Origin of the sequence: Shewanella sp. SP2S2-6, assembly GCF_031931965.1 — a bacterium.
In the GTDB taxonomy this organism is placed as follows: Bacteria; Pseudomonadota; Gammaproteobacteria; order Enterobacterales; family Shewanellaceae; genus Shewanella; species Shewanella baltica.
In genome coordinates, this window is sequence record NZ_JAUOEQ010000014.1 from 44,134 (window position 1) to 65,740 (window position 21,607).

Sequence of the window (21,607 nt, forward strand, 5' to 3'; positions counted from 1 at the left end):
GGCCATATTTAGGACGAGTCACATTTAAGATTAAAAACGGCGACACTCAGTCGCCGTTTTTATGTGTCTAACCATCTGTTTAATTAGCATTATCAATCATGATTGTCTCAGGGCAGGAGCCTCTGCCTGCCTTGTTAGCCTTGGCGAGTAGGCTAGGCAAGGAGTCTGAGGCTTTAATGACCTCGGGCAAATTAATGCGGATTTCACTCAGTAATCCCTTGCCACATTCTAGGCTCATTTTAGCGTGAGCACCTTGACCGAAACTGCTATCAAAACTTTGGTTTAACTCACTTTTACTGACACTTTTACCTATGTTTTCATGAATAAATTTTTGTACCCATGCCGAGGCATTGACCGCTTGGGTCAGCTGGGTTGCCAATAAAAAGTACTCGTTAGGGTCTTGGCTACGGCAAGTGCCGTGTTTCCACCATTCGTGGCGTTCTAAACAGGTGCCATATTGGGCGCTTGGCATGACTTCTTCTAAATTTTTGCGCACCGATGGGTTAAGTTCAAGCTCAGGATAAGTACAGAAATCATTTGGTTGCAGTTTGACTGTGCTGCAATAGCCATAACGTGTGCCGCATTGTTGTTTATTCGGCCACAGTCCGTGCAGGCTGAAGTGTTGCCACTGGCTCGATTCTGGCGTTTGGCTGAGGGCGCGGCATTCGGCTTTGCGGCGGCCATAGAGTTCGCAGAAGGTGCTTTGCCAGCTTAATGCCAGCACGTTGGCGTCAAATTCACCGCCGATTTGGCATTGATCTCCTTGGCGTTTCTCTGGTGTGCCATGCTCTTTAAGGCTATCTCGGCTTTTGGCTTTAATGTTCGATGCCGTGGTGGTTTGCGCGGGTTCTACCGCTGTTGCAGGTGTCGATACATTACTGCCGGCAACATTGGAAAGATACTGACCACAAGCGCCACTGATCCACCGCATGGGAGACTTCACTGCGTTGGTGCGCACTCGCAGCCAATCAGGTTTGGCGCTGTTGCCGAGGATTTCGAGTACCGGATAGCGCTCACCAATATTGCTCTGCCATTGATCTGGATTCGTCTGCTTATTTTTCGATTGAAATAGCTCACAGCGTTTATCGGCAACGAACTCACCGGTCGCGGGCGCGGCAAAGGCAGGTGCTGCTGAAATGATTAACGCAGCGCATAAACCGAACGCCGCAAGTAACGTACGCGATAGGCTTTTAAGGGAAAGTGCTTGCGGCCATATCCGGCGGATGGTCAAACAAAATGGCTTGGTCATGTGATGGAATCCTTTCTTCTCTAGCAATTAATCAGAGCAAGGCTAAACGGACGCTTGCTGGCAAACCATTTTGCAGGTAATTCAACGAATTCGCTAATGAGATTTGGTTTAGTGACAGTGGGATTGTTAGCGTGTTTGATTGGATTCAGTACAGTTTTGAAAGCAGTGGAAGTGCTGAGTATATCTAGTTTACTGCTTTTTATATTTGCAATGAGTTAGCTATTTAGTTAAGGTCAAATGATGAAAAAATATTCTATGTCTTTCATATCATACACTTTCGTAACTACTTGGTGGCGCTTATTCCTATAGAGCGGCGCTAGGATTCTTATATTCAAAAGCTGCCGGAAGGCAACTAGTGAATATCCATTATTGTGTCTCCGGTTGGTTAATTTATCGGAGATATAACATGCAAATTAGTTCATCAAAACCGCTTTTATCCTCAAATACTCAAGAGAAAGTGCTTACTGGTGATAGGGCGACAGGGCCTTTACATCTGGGTCATTATGTTGGCTCGCTCAAGCAAAGAGTCGAGTTACAACATAGATTTGACCAAACTATCCTTGTCGCCGATATGCAAGGCCTAACGGACAATGGGCATAACCCTCAGAAAGTGGCATCGAATATTTTAAATGTTGTAGCTGATTATCTCGCTATCGGAATCGACCCCAGTAAAACCACTATATGTTTACAGTCAGCTATTCCAGCATTGGCTGAGCTGACTATGTACTATGCAAACTTAGTTTCTATTGCCAGACTGGAACGAAATCCGACCGTTAAAAGTGAGATAAACAATAAAGATTTTGGTCGGGCCATTCCTGCAGGTTTTTTAACCTACCCCATTAGTCAGGCCGCTGATATTACCGCCTTTCGTGCGACGCTTATTCCTGTGGGAGATGATCAGTTGCCTATGTTGGAGCAGACGAATGAAATCGTTAGGAAGCTTAATTCGATAGCACAGGATGAGGTGCTACTGGAGTGTAAGCCGTTATTGAGTAATGTATCACGCTTACCCAGTGTTGATGGCAAAGGTAAAATGTCTAAGTCTATGGGCAATTCCATAATGTTAGGTTCAAGTGCGCAAGATATTTCAAAGGCAGTTAAGGCTATGTATACCGATCCTTTGCATTTGAATGTGAATGATACGGGACGGGTCGAAGGCAATGTCGTTTTTACTTATCTCGATGCTTTTCACCCTGACATAGAATATGTGGCTGAGCTCAAATCGCATTACCAAAAAGGCGGCTTAGGTGATGGTAAGACTAAAGCTATTTTAGAGGAGTGCTTACAAGAGTTGCTTGCGCCAATTCGTGAGCGCCGGGCTTTACTCTTATCTGATAAAGCTCAGTTAGTGTCGATACTCAAAGTTGGAACGGAACAAGCCCGTGAAGAGTCGGATGCTGTATTACGACGAGTTAAAGCTGCGTTCGGCCTAAATTTATTTTGATGCAGCACTATTTTGCTGAAGAAGGCTCGGGTGAATTTTATGAATCTGAGTAGTGCTAAATAATAAAACCCCTAGAGTTTTGAGGACGCTAGGGGTTTTATTTCAAATATCTAAGCGTCTTTGTTTAATTTACGCGAGTAAATCAGTAGATAGAGTGCGGGTAGGACAAACAGCGACAGTATGGGCGCTGTGACCATGCCGCCGACCATAGGTGCGGCGATTTTTTGCATCACATCGTTACCCGAACCTGCGCCCCACATTATGGGCAGTAGGCCGAAGAAGATGGTCGCCACTGTCATCGCTTTGGGGCGGATCCGCATAACGGCGCCTTCAATCAAAGCTTCTTTCAGGTCATTGACGCTGTGGTAATTATCTTTTTCTTGCCTGTGCTTGATGGCGTTATTGAGATACACCAACATCACCACCCCAAACTCGGCGGCGACACCCGCTAAGGCAATCATACCGACAGCGACGGCCACTGAGATGTTGTAATCCAGCAGATACAACAACCAAGTGCTGCCGACCAATGCGAAGGGGAGGCTTAGCATAATAATGCTGGCCTGAATGGTGGAGCCGAAGGTCATCATCAGCAGGATGAAGATCACGGCTAACGCCATAGGGATCACTTGTTTAAGCTTAGCATCGACTCTTTGCATATATTCGTACTGACCCGCAAAGCTATAGCTGTAACGGGGCGGGACGACGAGTTCGGCGTCTAAGGCCGTTTTCGCGGTGGCGATATACTCACCGATAGAGGTGCCCTCGATATCGATAAACACCCAAGAGATTAAGCGGCCATTCTCGCTCTTTAACATAGGCGCGCCATCGTTAATTTCGATGTCGGCCAAGTTACGTAGCGGCAGATAATGCCCCGACTTAGTGATCACGGGCAGCTCGCGCAGTTTCTCGATGTTGTCGCGCAGTTCACGGGGATAACGTAGGTTGATTGGATAACGTTCGGCGCCTTGTACCGACTCACCAATATCCATACCGCCAATGGCATAACGCACCACATCTTGAATATCCTGCAACGTCATACCGTAACGAGCGGCCACATCCAGTTTCGGACTGATATCGATATAACGGCCGCCGCCACTGCGTTCGGCGTAGGCCGACTTGGTGTGTGGCACTTTGCTTAAGATAGCTTCAATCTTAGTGCCAATGCTTTGCAGTTCGTTGACATCGGCTCCAGTGATCTTGATGCCGACAGGGGTTTTGATCCCCGTCGAGAGCATGTCGATACGGGTTTTGATAGGTTGCACCCAAGCATTGGTGAGTCCCGGTACTTTTACGGTTTGCTGCAGCTGGGCAATGATGCCATCTAAGGTCATGCCTTCACGCCATTCGTCATGGGGTTTAAGCATGATAGTGGTTTCAAGCATGGTCAGCGGCGCGGGATCGGTCGCGGTTTCGGCGCGGCCTACTTTGCCAAACACGCGGGCCACTTCGGGCACGGTTTTAATTAAACGGTCGGTTTGCTGCAGCACTTCGGCGGCCTTGCTGGCACTGATGCCTGGCAATGCCGTTGGCATGTAGAGCAAATCGCCTTCTTCGAGGGCGGGCATAAACTCGCTGCCCATGCGGGTCATAGGATACCAAGCGCTGGCCAGCGCGACTAAGGCTAACATCAGGGTGACTTTAGGGAATTTCAGTACCAGTTTGAGTGACGGTTGGTAAAGCGCGATCAAGAAACGGCTGATGGGATTACTGCGTTCGCTGGGGATTTTGCCGCGAATAAAGTAACCCATCAAAATCGGCACTAAGGTGATCGATAAAAAGGCCGCCGCTGCCATGGCGAAGGTTTTAGTGTAGGCCAGTGGCGCGAATAATCGACCTTCTTGCGCCTCGAGTGCAAACACAGGTACAAAGCTTAAGGTGATAATAATTAATGAGAAAAATAGCGCAGGGCCGACTTCAATCGAGGCCTCGGTGACGATGCGCCAATGCTCTTTTGTATCGGGTTCGCGCTCATGTTCCGCTTTAAAATGCTCTAAATGTTTGTGCAGGTTTTCGATCATCACAATCGCGCCATCCACCACGGCGCCGATAGCAATGGCGATGCCGCCAAGGCTCATGATATTGGCGTTAACACCCATCTTATTCATCACAATAAAGGCGATTAGGATAGATAGCGGCAGGGTGATCACGGCCACGAGTGTGGAGCGCGCATGCAGTAAAAACAGCAAGCAGACTAAGCCGACCACCAACATTTCTTCGACGACCTTGCTAAACAAGTTGTCGACGGACTTAAGGATCAAGTGGGATCTGTCATAGGTTGGGATAATCTCAACCCCATCGGGCAGGCCAGCTTTGAGTTCTTCGAGTTTTGCTTTCACTGCATCAATTGTCGCTAAGGCGTTTGCGCCGTAACGCATCACCACAATTCCGCCAACGACTTCTCCTTCGCCGTCGAGTTCGGCTATGCCGCGGCGAGAGGCTGGGCCTTTACGCACAGTAGCAACATCTTTGAGCGTTAAACCTGTGCCAGAAGGACTGGTGATGCCAAGGGGGATTTCACGAAAATCCTCTAGCGTCTGGCGATAGCCTTTGGCGCGCACCATGTACTCGGCTTCGGCCATCTCGATCACTGAGCCGCCAGCTTCGCTGTTGGCTTTGTCTATGGCTTGTTTAATGGTGGCAATATCCAGCTTATAGATCGCCATTTTATCGGGTTCAAGTACTATCTGATAGGTTTGCTCCATGCCACCAACGGTGGCGACTTCAGACACGCCCGCCACGCTTTGCAGCTCTAGCTTGAGATACCAATCCTGCAGACTCTTGAGTTGCGATAAATCTAAATTGCCGGAGCGATCGACCAGCGCATATTCATACACCCAACCGACACCAGACGCATCGGGGCCGAGGGAAGGTTGCACATTTTGCGGTAAACGGCTGCTGATCTGACTCAGGTATTCAAGCACCCGTGAGCGAGCCCAGTAAATGTCGGTGCCATCTTCAAAAATCACATACACGTAAGAGTCGCCGAACATGGAATAACCACGCACGGTTTTAGCACCAGGTACGGCTAACATGGCGGTCGACAAGGGATAAGTCACTTGTTCTTCAACCAATTTTGGCGCTTGACCCGGATAAGGGGTTTTAATGATCACTTGCACATCGGATAAATCCGGCAGCGCATCGAGCGGCGTTTTTCGCAGCTCCTGTACGCCCCAAACAGTGATCATGATGGCGATAATCAACACCATAAATCGCTGCCTGATGGACGCCTCGATAATATATTTCAACATAACGCGCTCCTAGTGCTGATGACCGCTGCTTAAACGCATTAAACTGCCCTTGAGGCTAGCCTCGGAGTCGAGTAAGAATTGCCCCGAAATCACCACACGTTCACCTTCATTCAGGCCTGAAATAATCTCGGCCTTGCCTTGGCTCATCATGCCGACGGTTACTGCCTTGGCGGTAAAGCTGTCGTCGATTTGCTTGACGATCACGCGGTTTTCTTTGCCCGTTTGAATTAAAGCTTCCTGCGGGATCACTAGCACATCTTTATTCGGGCCACCGAATAGTGAGACTTTGGCGAGGGTTTTAGGTCTTAAATCTACCTCGGTATTGTTGAGCACTACTCGTACTCGCAGGCTGCGAGTGACTGGATCAAGCTCAGGGTAGATATAATCGATCGTGCCTTCGATGCTGCTGATATTCATGGCTGGAACGGCAATTTCGGCCTTCTGACCTTTGGCAATCCAGCTTTGCTCGTTCTCAAAGACGTCGGCAATCACCCAAACTTTGGAGAGATCCACTAGGGACATGACTTCGGTCGAAGGCTGAATGTACATGCCATCACGAACGTCGAGGGCTTTAACTATGCCATCCTCTTTTGCGTAGAAAGGTACGCGATACTGGGTTTGATGTGAATCGGCTAATTGTTTGATTTGCTTATCGTTAAAACCGAGGAAAGATAAGCGTAAACCCGCATTGCGCACCAAATCTTTGTAGCGACCTTGGCCGTTTGCTTTGGCAGTGTCCATGGCGAGCAGGTAGTCATCTTGGGCGTTAATTAAATCGGGAGAGTAGATCTCGTAGATCAGCTGGTCTTTCTTGACGGTATCACCTACGGATTTGATCATCAGTTTTTCAATCCAGCCAGTAACGCGGGCATGGATATGGGTGATTTGGCTTTCGTCATAGTCGATTTGACCGACGGTTTCGACAAATTTCCACAGTGTGTCGCGTTCAACCTTGGCGACTTTGAGTGCCAACGCTTGCTGCATGCTGCCGGATACATTGATGTTGATTTCTTGGGTATTACCGCCCGTTTCGACCTTTTCTAAGTTCATACCGCAGATAGGGCAAGTGCCGGGTACGTCACTGATAATGTGGGCATGCATAGGGCAAACGTACTTGATTGTTGTCACATGATTTTGGGCTTTAACTAAACTGTCGGCCTTAGGGGTTGGGGTATCGAATACCTGACTCGAAGCTTTGGCGGCAGAGGTTTGCCCATGCTCAGAGGCTTGGTGATCTGCGGCTTGATGCTGTGCATGCTCGGCAGCAGGACTCGCGGTATCGAGTTTTTCGACCAAAAACATATTGCACTTAGGGCAGCGACCGGGCTCATGGCTGAGCACTTCGGGGTGCATAGGGCAAGTGTAGGTTTTCACTTGATTTAACTGGTTGTTTTTAGGTGCAATGGCGGATTGTGTCACTGCAGCTTCGGTCGCAACGGGTTCTTGTGTGCTCGCCAGTTGGGCATGGCTCAGCCAAGGCGTACTGATGAGTAAGCTACTCAAGATCAGTACGGCCTTAGGGGCCTGCTTTTTCGCGGTATTAAATTGGTTCATATGCCTCATCTCCAGCCTAGCTTAGTGGTGTTCGTGCGCGTTGTGCATCGCACCTTCAGCTGTTTTTGCTTCCGTCGCTTTTGGCTCTAAATCCATACCACATTTAGGGCAGGAATCGCCTTTAGTGCCTGTCACTTCGGGGTGCATAGGGCAAACATAGGTTTGTGCTTGTTGCTGCGGATTTGCATTGTCGTGTTGATGTTCGTGCGGCGTAGCCGTGGCAAACACGCTAGTGCTGGTCAGCAAGAATGTAATTAAGGCGAGATTAGTTAGGGTTTTCATATTATTCACTCCATCGGATTAACGGCCGAATATGAGCGCATAAACGTCTGTGAGGACGGCAGATCAAAGCGGTTCGCTTTGATAGACGGATTAATGCCACAGCTCGGCATTCGGCTCAGTTATCAACGTTTTGCGAGACTCGGGTGCACGATTTAACGATAAGGCACCACAATAAACGGCTAATTTGGGTGTTAGCTTAGGGCTAACTGGATTGTCGTTTTAGCTTGGCTTCTTTAAGGGCGATTTGCCCATTAAGCGCAAAGTAGGCCTAGGCTATCGGAGGTTTAAAGGCCGAAGACAAAGAGATCGAGTGGAAATGAGGCATAGGAGTGGCCATTGCAGTATCGCTCATGCTCACACTTGGCCAGAGGTGTGGGCTGAATAGAGTGCCAGCGACTGAAATCGTCAAACAATGACCACAATCATTTGAACATGATGTGGTGCCATCACAGCAATGCTGTTTCGCGCCGGGAAGCATTTTATCGTTGCAGCAATCCGCGTTGGCCATTGAATGTGAGTCAGAAGGGTTCTCAGTGTTCATCTGCATCATGGCAGTATGGTGCATTTGGGAGGAAGCTTCATGATTCATCGCACTCATATCCATAGTGTGTGGCACCATGGCGTGACCATTAGACACAACACTTTGCCCGACGAGTGCGAGTAAAGTGAACATGACTAAAAAGTAACGACCGAGTGTGTGATGCATAAGTATTCCAAATGATGAACGGCTTGAGTCTAGCATAGAGGCATTATGCTGTAATGATTTAACTCACATTTCAGCACATGCCTCAGATTAAATATTTAACTCGTCTAAATTAGAAAGCGGGATTGCTGACTAACATTTTCGCCATCAGTTGGCTGTGGCTTTGTAGTGGATATTCGCCCGCTTTCTCACCATTAATACTGAGTTGAATCGTTGGATATTTAATAAATTGGCGCGCTTCAGCTTCAGTCATTATTTTGGGCTGGGTGATTTGGTAGCTATCACTCGCCTTCACATCCAGCACTAAGTAAAGCGGCGCTGATTTAACCCAGTTGCCACTATCATCGGCGCGATAATCAAATATATCCTGATATTTTAGCTCGAGCAGTACTTTCCCGGCGGAGAGTTGGATAGGTTTAAAGGGCGTCGCTGGCACACCATTGATACTGATAACACTGAGCGAATCTGTGCTTTTTAAGCTGGCGGCTGTAACTGTGGTGCTACTTAATAAGGCGCCGATAACGAAAGTAAGGCCTAGTAAGCTTTTGTTCAATAAAGTGGTTTTCATAATAAACTCCAAAAATTCTCTGTACCTAGTTGCAGTGCGAATATGCAGCGGCGCAAGCTAAGGTGTTTAGTCGGTTTTACGTTGTAAAAAACGAAAGACGTTACAGTGAATTGGAGGTGGGAGGCGGGGTGATGAGTCCAAGATCGGCAGTTTGCATCGCCCAGCCTTGGATGGCAATACGCTTGCTTGCTGGGTTGGCGAAGGCCAGTTCTAGCATTGCAGGCTCAAGGTAAAGTGATGATAGGCAATGGGTTTGACAATGATTTGTCATACTATCTTGGCAGTGTTGCAAGCAATCGGATGCAGCACAATCTGGCATGATGCAGTTCATTTCTGCATCCATCATCAGCATGGTTTGACTGCTGTGGCCATTGGTGTTGGCTGAAGTTGGCATAGCACTCACCATCGCCGATTGGGCGATTAGCGAAAATAACACTGCTATGGTGATCCAAAATTTAGCCATGATAACTCGGAAAATTGATTGCTTACCCTTAGAGACCTTAGTTAGCCCGATAAAGTTTCATATACGGTTCAAATTTTAATTTTTAATGATTTATTTCTCCGCCTCCTTCAATGATTAAACAAAACCTCGACCGGATCACATTTCTATTTTCTAGAAATGATTTCAATAGTTATTGATTCTCAAAGGGGAAATCTCATCGCGATAATCGCTAACTTGCGATTATGGGATGATTGCATTAGCTTTAGTTAAAGTGCATTGCAGCTCAGCTAGCGGTTTTTACCAAATGTCGTCCTAATAGTTAGAGCTAAGTCTCATTTTGCGCTTTTAAGGTTAATTTAATCGGCAAATTTCGGCTTAAAATCAAATTTCTAATAAATGAAAGAACATAAACTAGTCTTATAAAAACTAATTTTGACAATTTTTGGAGATAGAGTGATGAACTGGCGTGCACTATTTAAACCTAGCGCAAAATATTCAATCCTGGCGCTACTGGTCGTCGGTATTGTTATCGGTGTTGTGGGCTATTTCGCAACCCAAACAACCTTACATGCAACCAGCCAAGACGCATTCTGTATGAGCTGCCACAGCCAGCATTCATTGAAAGATGAAGTGATGGCGTCTGCCCACGGCAATAACCGTGTGGGTATCGTGGTTCAGTGTCAGCAATGTCACATCGCACAGGAACCATTCCAATACCTGAAGAAAAAGATCATCGTTTCTAAGGACGTTATTGGTTTCTTAACTATCGATGGCTTTAACACGCAAGCATGGTTAGATGAAAACCGTAAAGAACAAGCTGAGTTAGCGCGTGATTACCTACGTGCAATCGATTCTTCAACCTGTCAAAACTGTCACAACCGTATTTATGAAAACCAATCAGAAAATATGAGCAAAATGGCAGTGAGAATGCACAGCAATAACTTCAAGAAAGCCCCTGAAGACAGAAAAACCTGTATCGACTGTCACAAAGGCGTCGCTCACCCTTACCCTAAAGGATAAGGTTTAACGATTAACTTGCGTTATCGTTAGTCATTAAAAAGCCCTCTGTTGAGGGCTTTTTGCTGTCTGAATGCCTGATGGTGTCTAAATGTTAGGTTAACTCGCTGGAGTCATCACTTTTTGTCGATAAGCTAACAGGCTAAAAATACCGAAGATAAATACTTGCAGATAATCAAGCTTTGTTAATGGCAGTAAGGTCTTAAATAGCATGTGGAAAATGGCCACTTGGAAGCAGTGCATCATGCAGGTTATGCCAAACAGGATATTCAAAATAATCGCCACATTACCTTCAAATGGCATAACCAAGTTGTAGGCCATCATCAACCAAGCGATGAGGGTAATGGCTTTACCTAGGTTAATCAGCAAGGGCATGGCTTTCATCTTCGATAGGTTCGGCAGTGTTGTCGGCTTGATATTGATATAAGCGGTAACTCACTTGCCCCGCATTCTTTTCTTTCAAGGCGTGCCAGCTAGATGGAATGGCCAGTTGGGTTAATTCAGATTCGATCTCGACATAAATCAGCGCGCCATCATTGAGCCAAGCTTGAGTATCGAGCAGTTGAATGGTCTTTTCTGCCAATCCTTTGCGAAAGGGTGGATCGATAAACACTACATCGAAACCTTGCTCGCAGCCCCTTTGCAACACCACTAAGGTATCGGCGTTGAGCACTTCGGCCTTATCGCATTTAAGGGTTTGCAGATTTTCTTTTAATTGCATGGCTGCGCCGCGTTGCAACTCGATAATCTTGGCGAAACTGGCATAGCGAGATAGGGCTTCGAGGGCTAGAGCGCCGCTGCCGCCGAAACAGTCGAGTACTCGCGCATTAACTAAGTCATTGGCAAGCCAGTTAAACAGGGTTTCGCGCACTCTGTCTGTTGTCGGGCGTAAACCTTCGAGATCTTGAATAGGTAAACGACGCGAGCGCCATTGTCCCGCGATAATCCGCACTTGGCCGCTACCGGGTTTATTTTTGGCGGTTTGACTTTTGGTCACATTATTGTTGACCGTTCGATTCTTAACCAAAGTGCCCCCGTGATTTTGCCTGAAGAAAGAAAGTGGTAGACTATGCCACCTTAATAAAGGCCACTATTTTATATCAAAGTCTCACTAAAAGGTGAGAAGGCTGAGTGAGCTTAGCTAATTGCCGACTTTTTGGGCGTAATTGCCGAGGCAATCTGGTATAACATCAGGGTCTTATTCAAAATTCAACACTGAAGTAGAGCGCTGGAATCACACATGGCAAAGAAAGGTTTTTTCTCCTGGTTTCGTAAAGATAAGTCCCAAGATGAGGTCGTCGCTGAAACTCCAGTTGTTACTCCAACACAAGACACTGAAGCAGCAGAGCGTTTAGAACAAGAACACGCAGAGGCGCAACGTTTAGCTGTTGAGGCAGAGGCTCAAGCGGCCGCAGAAAAGCTGGCAGCAGAACAGTTAGCTGCCGAGCAGGCGCAAGCCGAGCGTATTGTCCAAGAACAAGCAGTAATCGAAGCCCAGCGTTTAGCCGAGCAACAAGCCGAAGCGGCGCGTCTGGCGGCTGCTCAGTTAGAAGCGGAACAACTTGCGAAAGTGCAAGCCGAGCACGTTGCTCAAGAGCAAGCACAAATCGAAGCCCAACGTTTAGCTGAACAGCAAGCCGCTGCTGAGCAATTAGCACAAGCTAAGGCTGAAGCCGAGCGCGTTGCTCAAGAGCAAGCACAAATTGAAGCCCAACGTTTAGCTGAACAGCAAGCCGAAGCTGCTCGTCTGGCGGCTGCTCAGTTAGAGGCCGAACAGCTTGCTGCAGATCAGTTGGCCGCTGAACGACTCGCTGCTGAACAAGCGGCAGCCGAGGAAGCTGAACGTGCTCGTGTTGCCGCCGAACAAGCTGCCGCTGAAGCATTAGCTGCGGAGCAACCCGCTGAGCCTGTTGTTGAATTGCAGCCTGAGCCGCAGGCGAGACCCGTTAAGGAAGGGCTATTTGCTCGCTTGAAACGCGGTTTGATGCGTACCAGCGAGAATATTGGCAGTGGTTTTATCGGTCTATTTCGCGGCAAGAAAATCGATGATGATCTGTTTGAAGAACTCGAAGAACAGTTATTAATCGCCGATGTTGGCGTCGAAACAACCACGCGTTTGATCAAGAATTTGACTGAGCAAGCGTCGCGTAAGCAATTGAAAGATGCTGAAGCTTTATATGACTTGCTGCGGGAAGAAATGCAGAAGACGCTCGACCCAGTCGCAATTCCGTTAGTGCCAGACAATGCAAATGGCCCATTTGTGATCTTAATGGTCGGCGTTAATGGTGTGGGTAAAACCACCACTATCGGCAAATTAGCCAAACAATATCAGAGCCAAGGTAAGTCAGTTATGTTAGCCGCGGGCGATACTTTCCGCGCGGCCGCAGTCGAGCAGCTACAGGTTTGGGGTCAACGTAATGATATTACTGTGATTGCCCAACATACAGGTGCCGACAGTGCCTCTGTGCTGTTTGACGCTTTGCAAGCGGCCAAGGCACGTAAAGTGGATGTGTTGATCGCTGACACTGCGGGTCGTTTGCAGAACAAAGCGCACTTGATGGAAGAATTGAAGAAAGTGGTGCGAGTGATGAAAAAACTCGACCCAGATACGCCGCATGAGGTCATGCTGACACTCGATGCGAGCACGGGACAAAATGCGATTAGCCAAGCGCAATTATTCCAAGAAGCCGTAGGTGTAACGGGTATTACCATCAGCAAGTTAGACGGAACGGCTAAGGGCGGCGTGGTCTTTGCGATTGCCGATAAGTTTAATATTCCGATCCGTTACATAGGCGTGGGTGAGCAAATTGATGATTTGCGTACTTTTAATTCGAAAGAATTTATCGATGCCTTGTTCACTCAAGAAAAAGCGGATAGCTAATTTATGATTGATTTTCAGCAGGTCAGTAAGATTTATCCTGGCGGCCAAATGGCGCTGGAAGATGTGAATTTTCATCTACAACAAGGTGAAATGGCATTTTTAACCGGCCACTCGGGTGCGGGTAAAAGTACGCTGTTGAAATTAATCACGGTTATCGAGCGGGCGACGACCGGTCGTGTCGCCATCAATGGCCACGACATCGCCAAAGTCAGCCCTAAGCATGTGCCTTATTTGCGTCGCAATATCGGCATGATTTTCCAAAACCATCACCTATTGATGGACCGAAGCGTGTTCGACAATGTGGCCTTGCCTTTGGTGATTGAAGGTTTCTCCCACGGTGAAATCCGTAAGCGAGTGGCCGGCGCCCTCGACATGGTGGGCTTGTATGGCAAAGAGCGCCATAACCCGATTATGTTGTCCGGCGGTGAACAGCAACGCGTCGGCATTGCCCGTGCGATTGTGAACAAGCCGCCCTTACTGCTCGCCGATGAACCAACGGGTAACTTAGATCCTAAATTATCTATGGATATTTTGCGTCTGTTTGAAACCTTCAACGATGCAGGAACCAGCGTGTTAATCGCGACCCATGATTTAGGCTTAATCGCGCGGATGAAATATCGCACTTTCACCCTCAAACAGGGTCGTATGTTGGGCGCACAGGAATTACATCCTAGCGTGCATACGCGCGCGCCGACCAATAGAGGTGAAGGGCAATGAGCGACAGCGCTAAATTAACCCGCAGTAAGTTACCTCTGTCTGGGCGGATTGTGATGTTCTTTATTCGTCACGCACAGCAAGCGATGGCGAGTATGGGAGAGCTCTGGCGCAATCCAGTGTCTTCCGTGATGACGATGGCGGTATTGGGAGTGAGCCTGAGCTTGCCTGCGGCTTTGCAAGTGTTAGTGAAAAACGCTGAAACCATTACCAGCTCTTGGAACAGTGCTGCGGAGATCTCTTTGTTTATCGAAGACAATCGCAGCGAGCAAACGATTCAGAGCCTGCTGACGCGGATTCGCACTTATTCCGAAGTGGATAAAGTGCAGTACATAGATAAAAACCAAGCCCTAGAAGAGTTTCAACGCTTATCTGGTTTTGGTGAGGCCTTGGCCTATTTAGATAAAAACCCTCTGCCAGCGGTCATTACCGTCACGCCGACACCGCGTTACTCAACGCCAGTGGGCGCCCGTGAACTGTTAACTAAACTAGAGCGCGAGCCTGAGATTAGCTTTGGCCGTTTAGATATCGAATGGTTAGAACGGTTACAGGCGGTAGTGCGTCTACTCGAACGTACTGTGATGGCGATTGCCGCGTTACTCGTGCTGGCCGTGGTCTTAGTGATAGGTAATACGATTCGCTTAGCGATTATGAATCGGCGCAGCGAAATTGAAGTGATGAAGCTAGTCGGAGCAACTGAAGCCTTTATCCAGCGCCCATTTCTCTACACTGGGATTTGGTACGGAGTCATTGGCGGCATATTGGCTTGGCTTATCATCAACTTATTAGTGTGGTATCTCGATTCTGCCCTTGCCGAACTTTTAGGTTTGTATGGCAGTCAGCTCGAGATGAAATCACTCACTTTTATTGAACTGCTGCAATTGGTTGGACTTGCCTCATTTTTAGGTTGGTTAGGTTCGTATTTGTCTGTACGCCAGCATTTACGGTCGATTGAACCTTCATAATAATCAGTCGATTAAACTAAAAAAAGTGATGAAAAATATGCTGAGTAATGAACTTTTGTTCACTTGCAATGTCTACTTCAGCGAGGTAAAAAGGGTATCTGCAAACGAGCTGAGGTTGACATACTCTGTCAATTAGCCGATAGTTCGTGAGCTTATTCTTAGGGTATTTTGTTGTTGAACCTTAGAATGCACTCGTAAGTAGTCTGATAAATGTAGGAGAGCGAATGACCTTTCAAACGCAATCAATGGCACTGACAGTCCCACAGGGCGCCAGTAGTCTAGAAGCTTATATCCATTCAGTGACTAGCATCAGCATGCTGGACGCTGAGGCTGAGTATGAGTTAGCCAAGCGTTTACAGGAAACTGGTGATCTACAAGCTGCGAAGCAACTGATTATGTCGCACTTACGTTTTGTAGTGCACGTTGCTAAAGGCTATTCAGGCTATGGTTTGCCACAGGCAGACCTGATCCAAGAAGGCAACATAGGCTTGATGAAAGCGGTTAAACGCTTCGATCCCGATGTTGGCGTGCGTCTAGTGTCTTTTGCTGTGCACTGGATCAAAGCTGAAATTCATGAATATGTGCTTAAAAACTGGCGCATAGTTAAAGTCGCGACCACTAAAGCGCAACGTAAGTTGTTCTTTAACATCCGTAAAGCGAAAAAACGCTTAGGTTGGTTCAGCGATGCAGAAGTCACTATGGTGGCTGAAAATTTAGGTGTATCTAAGGCCGATGTGACCGAAATGGAATCACGTATGGCTGCGCAAGATCCTGCATTTGATTTAACCAATGATCAAGACGAGGAGCATGATTTTGCCCCAGTCCATTATTTGGAAGATCATTCATCGGATTTAGCGGAAAACATTGAAAACGACAACTGGGAATCGAATGCCCAAGGTCGTTTATTATCGGCCATCAAGACCTTAGACGAACGCAGCCAGCATATTCTGCGCGCCCGTTGGTTAGATGACGATAAAACCACACTGCAAGAACTTGCAGAGACTTACCAAGTGTCGGCCGAACGTATTCGCCAACTTGAGAAAAATGCCATGAACAAGCTAAAAGCTTGTATGGAAGCCTAAGTCACGTCACGTGTAAAGTGATTGTAACTTAAACATAAAAAAACCTGCTGCGGCAGGTTTTTTTATGGGAGAAAGAATAGATTTAATCGCGACACTTAAAGTGAATTTCGCTATAGCTATAAAGCTCAATCGTATTGAAACGTACGCAACTATGGCTGATTTCACCACGAGACATCAGATTTATCCTACATTTAGAACCGTTATAAATAGTTAATATATCTGTAACTTTTGAGCCTCAATTCAAAAGTTGTTTTCGATGCTTATTACAGAACGTTCTTGTTCCTCCGCATTTTGAGTATCGCCTTAAGCAAAGTTGATATGGATATTGAGCACGGAAGATTTGGTCGGGTAGCGATGGATTATGTACCAAGGAAAGCTTTTAAGTTAGAAGGGATGCCCGCCAATTTACGATAGATACTCATTATGCGGTTTTTTTAATGCTTACAAAGGTGGGAAGTTATGTTCTCAATGATCACTAAGTTAGCCCTATCATCAGAATCAGGTTGGGGTACTGCATTTCGTGTCAATGGGGGCGTCGAAGTATGTCAGCAGAGCTTGTTTTGGTTAGTTTGCAAAGGTATGCCCTGTGATATGAGAGATATTACCCTAAGCGACTTTATAGGATCGGTCGTTGTTGTTTGCCAATTTTCATTGCAAAAGTTGGTTGAATTTCTTGATTTTAATGAAATTCCATACTTCTTGGAGGATGATAGAGTTCGTTGGTTATTGCCGAGTAATATATCAAGTATCTATTATATTCAGTGGAAAAAACACACGATAGAATTAAATAAATCAGAATTTTATGGAGGGTGTATACTAAATTAAAGTTTAAAGTTTCATATTTACATTAAATTTTAGTGTGTAATCTCAAAAATTAATCAGTTATTCATAATAAATAATTTGTTGTTAATTTGAAAAATTAGCTTCAGACATCTCTATTCTGGCCGATACTTAACTTGTGTCCTTAACGCCGGAAGAGGTGCTTTATGAGAAAATTAACATTTTGGGGCAAACTCTGTAGTGCTGCACTACTCATTGTGGGTTTGAATTTAGTAGTAGCTGCAACAGAGTTTAGTACTCTTACATTTCGAGGTGAGGTGGCAGAACCTAGTTGCTACTCTGATTTATCTTCTATCAGTTGTTATAATCAATCTACACATCAATTCGACACTCAACTAATATCCTTAAATTTTTCCGAAGTATCTTCTCTTGATGGCATTGCCAAAAGTATTCCAACTAATTTTAGCCAAATAAACTCACTGGTATTTAATCGGTTGGATAGAAATGAAGTAATGATTTCATTTAATTATAATTAATAGAAACTGCGTTTAATTATAGGCAGCCATGATATTTAAGGCTGCCTATATTATTGATATTAGTTGATCAGATATTTCCTACAGCAGTGCAAGGTTAGTCCTATGGGGACTGCTGGATATTATTGTTATTGTATACACAGGTTTAAGTAAGTAAACCCATTGTATCATTAACAATTTTATGGGATCGAATTTCTGATGAAAAAATTAACTCTTTCTGCACTAGTTTTAACTGCTTTATTTGGCGCTAATGCTCACGCAAATAATACTATTACTTTCTTAGGTGAAGTTTCTGATCAAACTTGCGAAGTTGCTATCAATGGTGCAACCGCTAATCCAACGGTATTATTACCAACAGTTTCAACTGCTGATTTAGCTGTCGCTGGCTCTGTTGCTGGTGAAACACCATTCACTCTGTCTGTAAGTGGTTGTACTATCAATGCTACTCAAGCTCTTCCAATTAAAACTGTTTTCGTTGGTAACAGCGTTACTGCAGCCGGTAACTTAGGTAACACAGGTACTGCAACAAACGTATCGCTACAAATTTTAGATGCTGTTGGTGGTAATGCTGTTGATTTGACTGGTGTTGCAACAGTTGATGGCTTGAATGTAGCCGCTGGTGATAGCACTGCATCACATGACTTTGCTGTTCAATATTATGCTGAAGGTGCAGCAACAGCAGGTACTGTAGTTAGCTCTGTTCAATACGCGATTTCTTACCTGTAATTAAAGCCAAATTCTGCTCTTGCTCACTCAGATCTCTGAGTGAGCACTCCGGTTTTGTGGAAATAATATGTCAATTCTTCCTTTATCTGTGCGCTTATCAGTTCTAATTTCATTGCTAATTATTGTTTTCCCATCGAGTGCAAGTGTTGTGATGACCAATACTCGAGTAATTTATCCCAGTGATGCTAAAGAGCGTAGTGTTCAGTTAAAAAATAATGATAGTTTTCCAAACGTAGTTCAGGTTTGGACAGACATTAATAATTCTGAGTCTACTCCTGAAAATGCAGATGGTCCATTTGTAGCTTTGCCAGCGATCTTCAGAATAGAGCCTAATCGAGGACAGTTGTTCCGCTTAATATACAGTGGTGGAGAATTACCTAAAGATAGGGAAAGCTTATTTTATCTTAACTTTCTACAAATCCCCCCATTATCTAAAGATAACGCGGGTGAGAACCAAATGTTGGTTATGCTAAAAAATAGAGTGAAAATATTTTATCGGCCTGTAGAGATTGAATCTAATCCAGATGATGTGGCAAAAGAGATTGCCTTTGATGTTCAGTATGCTGATGCTGGAATTCACCTTGATGTGAAAAATAATGCTGCTTTTTTTGCCTCTTTTGTTGAGGCAAAAATTAAGTCGGGAAAACAAGAGCTAATCATCCCTATTACTATGCTTGAACCTAAGTCTAATCAGTTGATAGACATTCAGAATCAGCAGTTTGTCATCACATATCCAATGACGATTGAATTCACTTTAGTCAATGATTACGGCGGATTTGTAAAAAGTGAATATGTTATTGCATCTGCACATCATTGATAAGATTGGTTATGAAAAAATCCATGCGTTTGATGAGCCAAATTTACTCTTTGCTGCTATTGATTGGTGTGATCTTTTGCATGTCTTCATCGTTGAGGGCTGATGACTTACAGGATTTCACATTTGATGACAGCCTATTACTTGGTGGTGGTTATGGCGATAGTTATCTTTCTCGCTTTAACTCGATTGCAGAAACTATTCCAGGTCAATACCAAGTTGATATTTATATAAATGGTACTTACTTAAATAGGGAAATTATTAATTTTGTTAAGGTTGGCTCCCAAGGAGTTGTGCCTTGTCTCGACCTTAATTTCTGGAACAAGTCGAATGTGACTGCAATATACATAAACGAAGATGCATTATTGCAGGCTGAATGTGCGGCCCCTGATACTGTGGTCAAGGGGGTATCGACGCAATTTGATGCCGAGAAATTAAGATTAGAGATTGCGATCCCACAAGCTTATTTACGGCAGATTCCGCGTGGCTATGTTGATCCTTCATCTTGGAGTGAGGGAGAGAATGCTGGATTTATCAGTTACAACAGTAACTACTATCAAACTAATAGCCGCAGTGCTGGTAGCGATATGCGTGCCATTTATACGGGCCTTAATTCAGGTGTCAATTTAGGATTATGGCGCCTGAGAAATCAATCGAGTTATCAGTACAAGGATGTTGGCCAAAATACTCAAGAAAGTTTTAATTCTATTAGAACTTATATCACCAGAGCCTTGCCGGATATGCAGAGCGAACTCTTGCTTGGTGATGCCTACACTCGAGGAAATATTTTCGGTAGTTTAGCTTTTACCGGCGTACAGTTGCTGACTGATAATCGTATGTTACCAGAATCCCAGCGTGGTTATGCACCTGTCGTCAGAGGACTCGCTAACTCAACCGCCAGCGTAGTGATTAAGCAAAATGGTGTGAGTATTTATCAAACCACAGTAGCGGCGGGGCCTTTTGTTATTAATGACTTATTTCCCACAAGCTATGAGGGGGATTTGTTAGTTGAAATTAGTGAAGCCGATGGAAAGGTCTCTAGTTTTACTGTGCCATTCAGTGCTGTGCCTGGCTCGTTGCGTGAAGGAAGTTTCCAGTACGGGTTATCATTTGGTGAAGTAGATCAAGCAGAGTCTGGTGGGTACTTTGTCGATTTAATTTCTGAATATGGTTTGAGTAATATACTGACGCTAAATAGTGGTGGGCGTGTCGGAGATGATTATTTTGCTTTGAGTCTAGGGACTGTATTAGGTACAGAATGGGGGGCTCTAGGGTTAACCGCAGTACATTCTATGTCTCGTATTTCTCAGTCTTCAGTATTAAATGAGTGGAAAAATGGCTGGCGTGTTGGACTTAATTATAGCCATTCGTTCGATTCGGGGACATCAGTGGCACTTGCTGGATATCACTACTCTACTGAGTCATTTCGGGAGTTGAATGATGTTTTAGGTTTGAGGAGGGCATTGGAGAGTGGGAATATTTTTGAATCTGAGACCTACAGTCAGCGGTCTGAAATGAGTTTAAGTGTGAATCAGAGTTTAGATGACTTTGGCTTTGTGTATTTGAGTGGTTCTAAACGTCAATACCGTGATGGGCGCGATGATGACGATCAACTACAGTTCGGTTATACGGTGGGTATTGGTCGTGTGAATATAGGACTCACTTTTTCACGTCAATATACCAGTCAAGTTCCGCTACAGAATGGGTTTGGTGGTCAGCTATTAACTGAAATGAGCGGTTATTCCTCTGATAGGGTGAAGGAAGATCTTGTGAGTCTCACCGTGTCCATTCCATTTGGTAGTCGCCAGTCAAACATGCTTAGCAGTGGGTTTAGTCACTCATCTAGGGGTAATGAACAGTATAATCTAGGACTCGCAGGCACTGTGGACGATGATAATACTTGGACATATGGCCTGAATGCTTCACTGCAGCGGCAGGATAGTTCGAGTGAAAGTGTCAGCGTCAATACGCAAAAGCGTTTTAGCCAAGCGACTTTATCGGGTAACTATTCGATTTCTGATACTTATCAGCAGGTTGGCGCTGGGTTGAGTGGTGCAGCAGTGGTGCATTCTGGCGGCGTAACATTAAGCCAAAACCTCAGTGATACTTTTGCGATTGTTCAAGCTGAGGGAGCTTCTGGCGCAAAAGTGACTAATAATTGGGGTACTGAGATTGATGACTTGGGATATGCAATTATCCCATCTTTGACGCCTTATCGCACAAATAGTGTCACGCTTGATACGGGATCTATGTTAAGTGGTACAGAACTTATCGAGACACAACAGCAAGTTGCGCCCTATGCCGGCTCTATCGTTAAGATGAAATTCGAGACTAGACACGGGATAGCCGTCGTCTTCATGACTCAGCAAGCCAACGGCGGCGTTATTCCTATTGGCGCCGAAGTCGTGGACGAAGATGGCCTAGTATTGGGCATGGTTGGACAGGCTGGTATGGCTTATGTCAGAGCTTCTAAACCGAGTGGTCAGTTGACCGTTAATTGGGGAAATAAACCCGATCAGCAATGTCACTTTGACTATACCCTCGAAAGCAGTCGTGATAACACTTTATTAAGAATGCCTGCGCTATGTGAGCGGGTTAATTGAGA

20 protein-coding genes are annotated in these 21,607 nt (G+C 45.6%); 11 read left to right on the forward strand and 9 right to left on the reverse strand.

Going from position 1 to position 21,607, the window contains the following annotated elements; translation table 11 throughout:
* Window positions 1-79: 79 nt before the first annotated feature.
* Window positions 80-1,249 (reverse strand): ribonuclease T2, encoded by a 1,170-nt coding sequence (locus Q4Q57_RS11490; RefSeq protein ID WP_311890897.1) that lies wholly within the window; start codon window positions 1,247-1,249, stop codon window positions 80-82.
* A gap of 406 nt (window positions 1,250-1,655) precedes the next feature.
* Here Q4Q57_RS11490 and trpS point away from each other — a divergent pair, with 406 nt between their 5' ends.
* Window positions 1,656-2,693 carry a tryptophan--tRNA ligase gene (gene trpS / locus Q4Q57_RS11495; protein ID WP_311890898.1) on the forward strand — a complete coding sequence of 346 codons (1,038 nt, stop codon included), beginning with the start codon at window positions 1,656-1,658 and terminating at the stop codon, window positions 2,691-2,693.
* Window positions 2,694-2,803: 110 nt separating this feature from the next.
* On the opposite strand, the gene Q4Q57_RS11500 is transcribed toward trpS, so the two are convergent.
* From Q4Q57_RS11500 to Q4Q57_RS11525, 6 genes are all read right to left on the reverse strand, one after another.
* Window positions 2,804-5,941 (reverse strand): efflux RND transporter permease subunit, encoded by a 3,138-nt coding sequence (locus Q4Q57_RS11500; protein WP_311890899.1) that lies wholly within the window; start codon window positions 5,939-5,941, stop codon window positions 2,804-2,806.
* A 9-nt stretch (window positions 5,942-5,950) separates the two neighbouring features.
* The gene (locus Q4Q57_RS11505) at window positions 5,951-7,495 is read right to left on the reverse strand and encodes an efflux RND transporter periplasmic adaptor subunit (RefSeq protein WP_311890900.1); all 1,545 of its coding nucleotides are present in this window, start codon (window positions 7,493-7,495) and stop codon (window positions 5,951-5,953) included.
* 21 nt (window positions 7,496-7,516) lie between these two features.
* Window positions 7,517-7,777 carry a heavy metal-binding domain-containing protein gene (locus Q4Q57_RS11510; RefSeq protein ID WP_311890901.1) on the reverse strand — a complete coding sequence of 87 codons (261 nt, stop codon included), beginning with the start codon at window positions 7,775-7,777 and terminating at the stop codon, window positions 7,517-7,519.
* A 268-nt stretch (window positions 7,778-8,045) separates the two neighbouring features.
* Window positions 8,046-8,483, reverse strand: a complete 438-nt coding sequence (locus Q4Q57_RS11515) for a hypothetical protein (RefSeq protein WP_311890902.1) — start codon at window positions 8,481-8,483, stop codon at window positions 8,046-8,048.
* A gap of 109 nt (window positions 8,484-8,592) precedes the next feature.
* Window positions 8,593-9,048, reverse strand: coding sequence for a DUF2057 family protein (locus Q4Q57_RS11520; protein WP_311890903.1), 456 nt, complete (start codon window positions 9,046-9,048; stop codon window positions 8,593-8,595).
* A gap of 100 nt (window positions 9,049-9,148) precedes the next feature.
* Window positions 9,149-9,511: a hypothetical protein gene (locus Q4Q57_RS11525; protein WP_311890904.1), complete on the reverse strand. Its 363-nt coding sequence runs from the start codon at window positions 9,509-9,511 to the stop codon at window positions 9,149-9,151.
* 435 nt (window positions 9,512-9,946) lie between these two features.
* Between Q4Q57_RS11525 and Q4Q57_RS11530 the strand changes: the two genes are divergently transcribed.
* Window positions 9,947-10,510 (forward strand): NapC/NirT family cytochrome c, encoded by a 564-nt coding sequence (locus Q4Q57_RS11530; RefSeq protein ID WP_006079625.1) that lies wholly within the window; start codon window positions 9,947-9,949, stop codon window positions 10,508-10,510.
* Between the two features lie 96 nt (window positions 10,511-10,606).
* On the opposite strand, the gene Q4Q57_RS11535 is transcribed toward Q4Q57_RS11530, so the two are convergent.
* Together Q4Q57_RS11535 and rsmD are read right to left on the reverse strand one after the other, a co-directional pair.
* Window positions 10,607-10,891, reverse strand: coding sequence for a DUF1145 domain-containing protein (locus Q4Q57_RS11535; protein ID WP_012588824.1), 285 nt, complete (start codon window positions 10,889-10,891; stop codon window positions 10,607-10,609).
* Entirely contained in the window at window positions 10,866-11,534 is a 669-nt protein-coding gene (gene rsmD, locus Q4Q57_RS11540) for a 16S rRNA (guanine(966)-N(2))-methyltransferase RsmD (RefSeq protein ID WP_311890905.1), read from the reverse strand. The genes Q4Q57_RS11535 and rsmD overlap by 26 nt, the downstream gene beginning before the upstream one ends.
* A 213-nt stretch (window positions 11,535-11,747) precedes the next feature.
* On the opposite strand from rsmD, the gene ftsY reads away from it, so the two are divergent.
* From ftsY to Q4Q57_RS11585, 9 genes are all read left to right on the forward strand, one after another.
* Window positions 11,748-13,388, forward strand: a complete 1,641-nt coding sequence (ftsY, locus tag Q4Q57_RS11545; protein WP_311890906.1) for a signal recognition particle-docking protein FtsY — start codon at window positions 11,748-11,750, stop codon at window positions 13,386-13,388.
* Window positions 13,389-13,391: 3 nt separating this feature from the next.
* The gene (gene ftsE / locus Q4Q57_RS11550; protein ID WP_006079632.1) at window positions 13,392-14,105 is read left to right on the forward strand and encodes a cell division ATP-binding protein FtsE; all 714 of its coding nucleotides are present in this window, start codon (window positions 13,392-13,394) and stop codon (window positions 14,103-14,105) included.
* Entirely contained in the window at window positions 14,102-15,067 is a 966-nt protein-coding gene (ftsX, locus tag Q4Q57_RS11555; protein ID WP_311890907.1) for a permease-like cell division protein FtsX, read from the forward strand. Before ftsE ends, ftsX begins: the two co-directional genes overlap by 4 nt.
* A 224-nt stretch (window positions 15,068-15,291) precedes the next feature.
* Entirely contained in the window at window positions 15,292-16,149 is an 858-nt protein-coding gene (gene rpoH / locus Q4Q57_RS11560) for an RNA polymerase sigma factor RpoH (RefSeq protein WP_006079635.1), read from the forward strand.
* A 459-nt stretch (window positions 16,150-16,608) separates the two neighbouring features.
* Window positions 16,609-16,974, forward strand: a complete 366-nt coding sequence (locus Q4Q57_RS11565; protein ID WP_311890908.1) for a hypothetical protein — start codon at window positions 16,609-16,611, stop codon at window positions 16,972-16,974.
* A 161-nt stretch (window positions 16,975-17,135) separates the two neighbouring features.
* Window positions 17,136-17,465, forward strand: coding sequence for a hypothetical protein (locus Q4Q57_RS11570; RefSeq protein ID WP_311890909.1), 330 nt, complete (start codon window positions 17,136-17,138; stop codon window positions 17,463-17,465).
* A 195-nt stretch (window positions 17,466-17,660) separates the two neighbouring features.
* Window positions 17,661-18,188: a fimbrial protein gene (locus tag Q4Q57_RS11575; protein ID WP_311890910.1), complete on the forward strand. Its 528-nt coding sequence runs from the start codon at window positions 17,661-17,663 to the stop codon at window positions 18,186-18,188.
* Between the two features lie 67 nt (window positions 18,189-18,255).
* Complete coding sequence (locus Q4Q57_RS11580) at window positions 18,256-19,005, forward strand: molecular chaperone (protein ID WP_311890911.1); 750 nt, start codon at window positions 18,256-18,258, stop codon at window positions 19,003-19,005.
* 11 nt (window positions 19,006-19,016) lie between these two features.
* Window positions 19,017-21,605 carry a fimbria/pilus outer membrane usher protein gene (locus Q4Q57_RS11585; protein WP_311890912.1) on the forward strand — a complete coding sequence of 863 codons (2,589 nt, stop codon included), beginning with the start codon at window positions 19,017-19,019 and terminating at the stop codon, window positions 21,603-21,605.
* Window positions 21,606-21,607: the final 2 nt, after the last annotated feature.

Excerpts from the sequence above, each read along its gene's own strand:
- Q4Q57_RS11575 (WP_311890910.1), top strand. The coding sequence starts at position 17,661 with ATGAAAAAATTAACTCTTTCTGCACTAGTTTTAACTGCTTTATTTGGC.
- Q4Q57_RS11515 (WP_311890902.1), bottom strand. The coding sequence starts at position 8,483 with ATGCATCACACACTCGGTCGTTACTTTTTAGTCATGTTCACTTTACTC.
- Q4Q57_RS11505 (WP_311890900.1), bottom strand. The coding sequence starts at position 7,495 with ATGAACCAATTTAATACCGCGAAAAAGCAGGCCCCTAAGGCCGTACTG.
- Q4Q57_RS11490 (WP_311890897.1), bottom strand. The coding sequence starts at position 1,249 with ATGACCAAGCCATTTTGTTTGACCATCCGCCGGATATGGCCGCAAGCA.
- trpS (WP_311890898.1), top strand. The coding sequence starts at position 1,656 with ATGCAAATTAGTTCATCAAAACCGCTTTTATCCTCAAATACTCAAGAG.
- Q4Q57_RS11580 (WP_311890911.1), top strand. The coding sequence starts at position 18,256 with ATGTCAATTCTTCCTTTATCTGTGCGCTTATCAGTTCTAATTTCATTG.
- ftsX (WP_311890907.1), top strand. The coding sequence starts at position 14,102 with ATGAGCGACAGCGCTAAATTAACCCGCAGTAAGTTACCTCTGTCTGGG.
- Q4Q57_RS11510 (WP_311890901.1), bottom strand. The coding sequence starts at position 7,777 with ATGAAAACCCTAACTAATCTCGCCTTAATTACATTCTTGCTGACCAGC.
- Q4Q57_RS11585 (WP_311890912.1), top strand. The coding sequence starts at position 19,017 with ATGAAAAAATCCATGCGTTTGATGAGCCAAATTTACTCTTTGCTGCTA.
- Q4Q57_RS11535 (WP_012588824.1), bottom strand. The coding sequence starts at position 10,891 with ATGAAAGCCATGCCCTTGCTGATTAACCTAGGTAAAGCCATTACCCTC.
- ftsE (WP_006079632.1), top strand. The coding sequence starts at position 13,392 with ATGATTGATTTTCAGCAGGTCAGTAAGATTTATCCTGGCGGCCAAATG.
- rpoH (WP_006079635.1), top strand. The coding sequence starts at position 15,292 with ATGACCTTTCAAACGCAATCAATGGCACTGACAGTCCCACAGGGCGCC.
- Q4Q57_RS11525 (WP_311890904.1), bottom strand. The coding sequence starts at position 9,511 with ATGGCTAAATTTTGGATCACCATAGCAGTGTTATTTTCGCTAATCGCC.
- Q4Q57_RS11565 (WP_311890908.1), top strand. The coding sequence starts at position 16,609 with ATGTTCTCAATGATCACTAAGTTAGCCCTATCATCAGAATCAGGTTGG.
- Q4Q57_RS11530 (WP_006079625.1), top strand. The coding sequence starts at position 9,947 with ATGAACTGGCGTGCACTATTTAAACCTAGCGCAAAATATTCAATCCTG.
- Q4Q57_RS11570 (WP_311890909.1), top strand. The coding sequence starts at position 17,136 with ATGAGAAAATTAACATTTTGGGGCAAACTCTGTAGTGCTGCACTACTC.
- Q4Q57_RS11520 (WP_311890903.1), bottom strand. The coding sequence starts at position 9,048 with ATGAAAACCACTTTATTGAACAAAAGCTTACTAGGCCTTACTTTCGTT.
- ftsY (WP_311890906.1), top strand. The coding sequence starts at position 11,748 with ATGGCAAAGAAAGGTTTTTTCTCCTGGTTTCGTAAAGATAAGTCCCAA.
- Q4Q57_RS11500 (WP_311890899.1), bottom strand. The coding sequence starts at position 5,941 with ATGTTGAAATATATTATCGAGGCGTCCATCAGGCAGCGATTTATGGTG.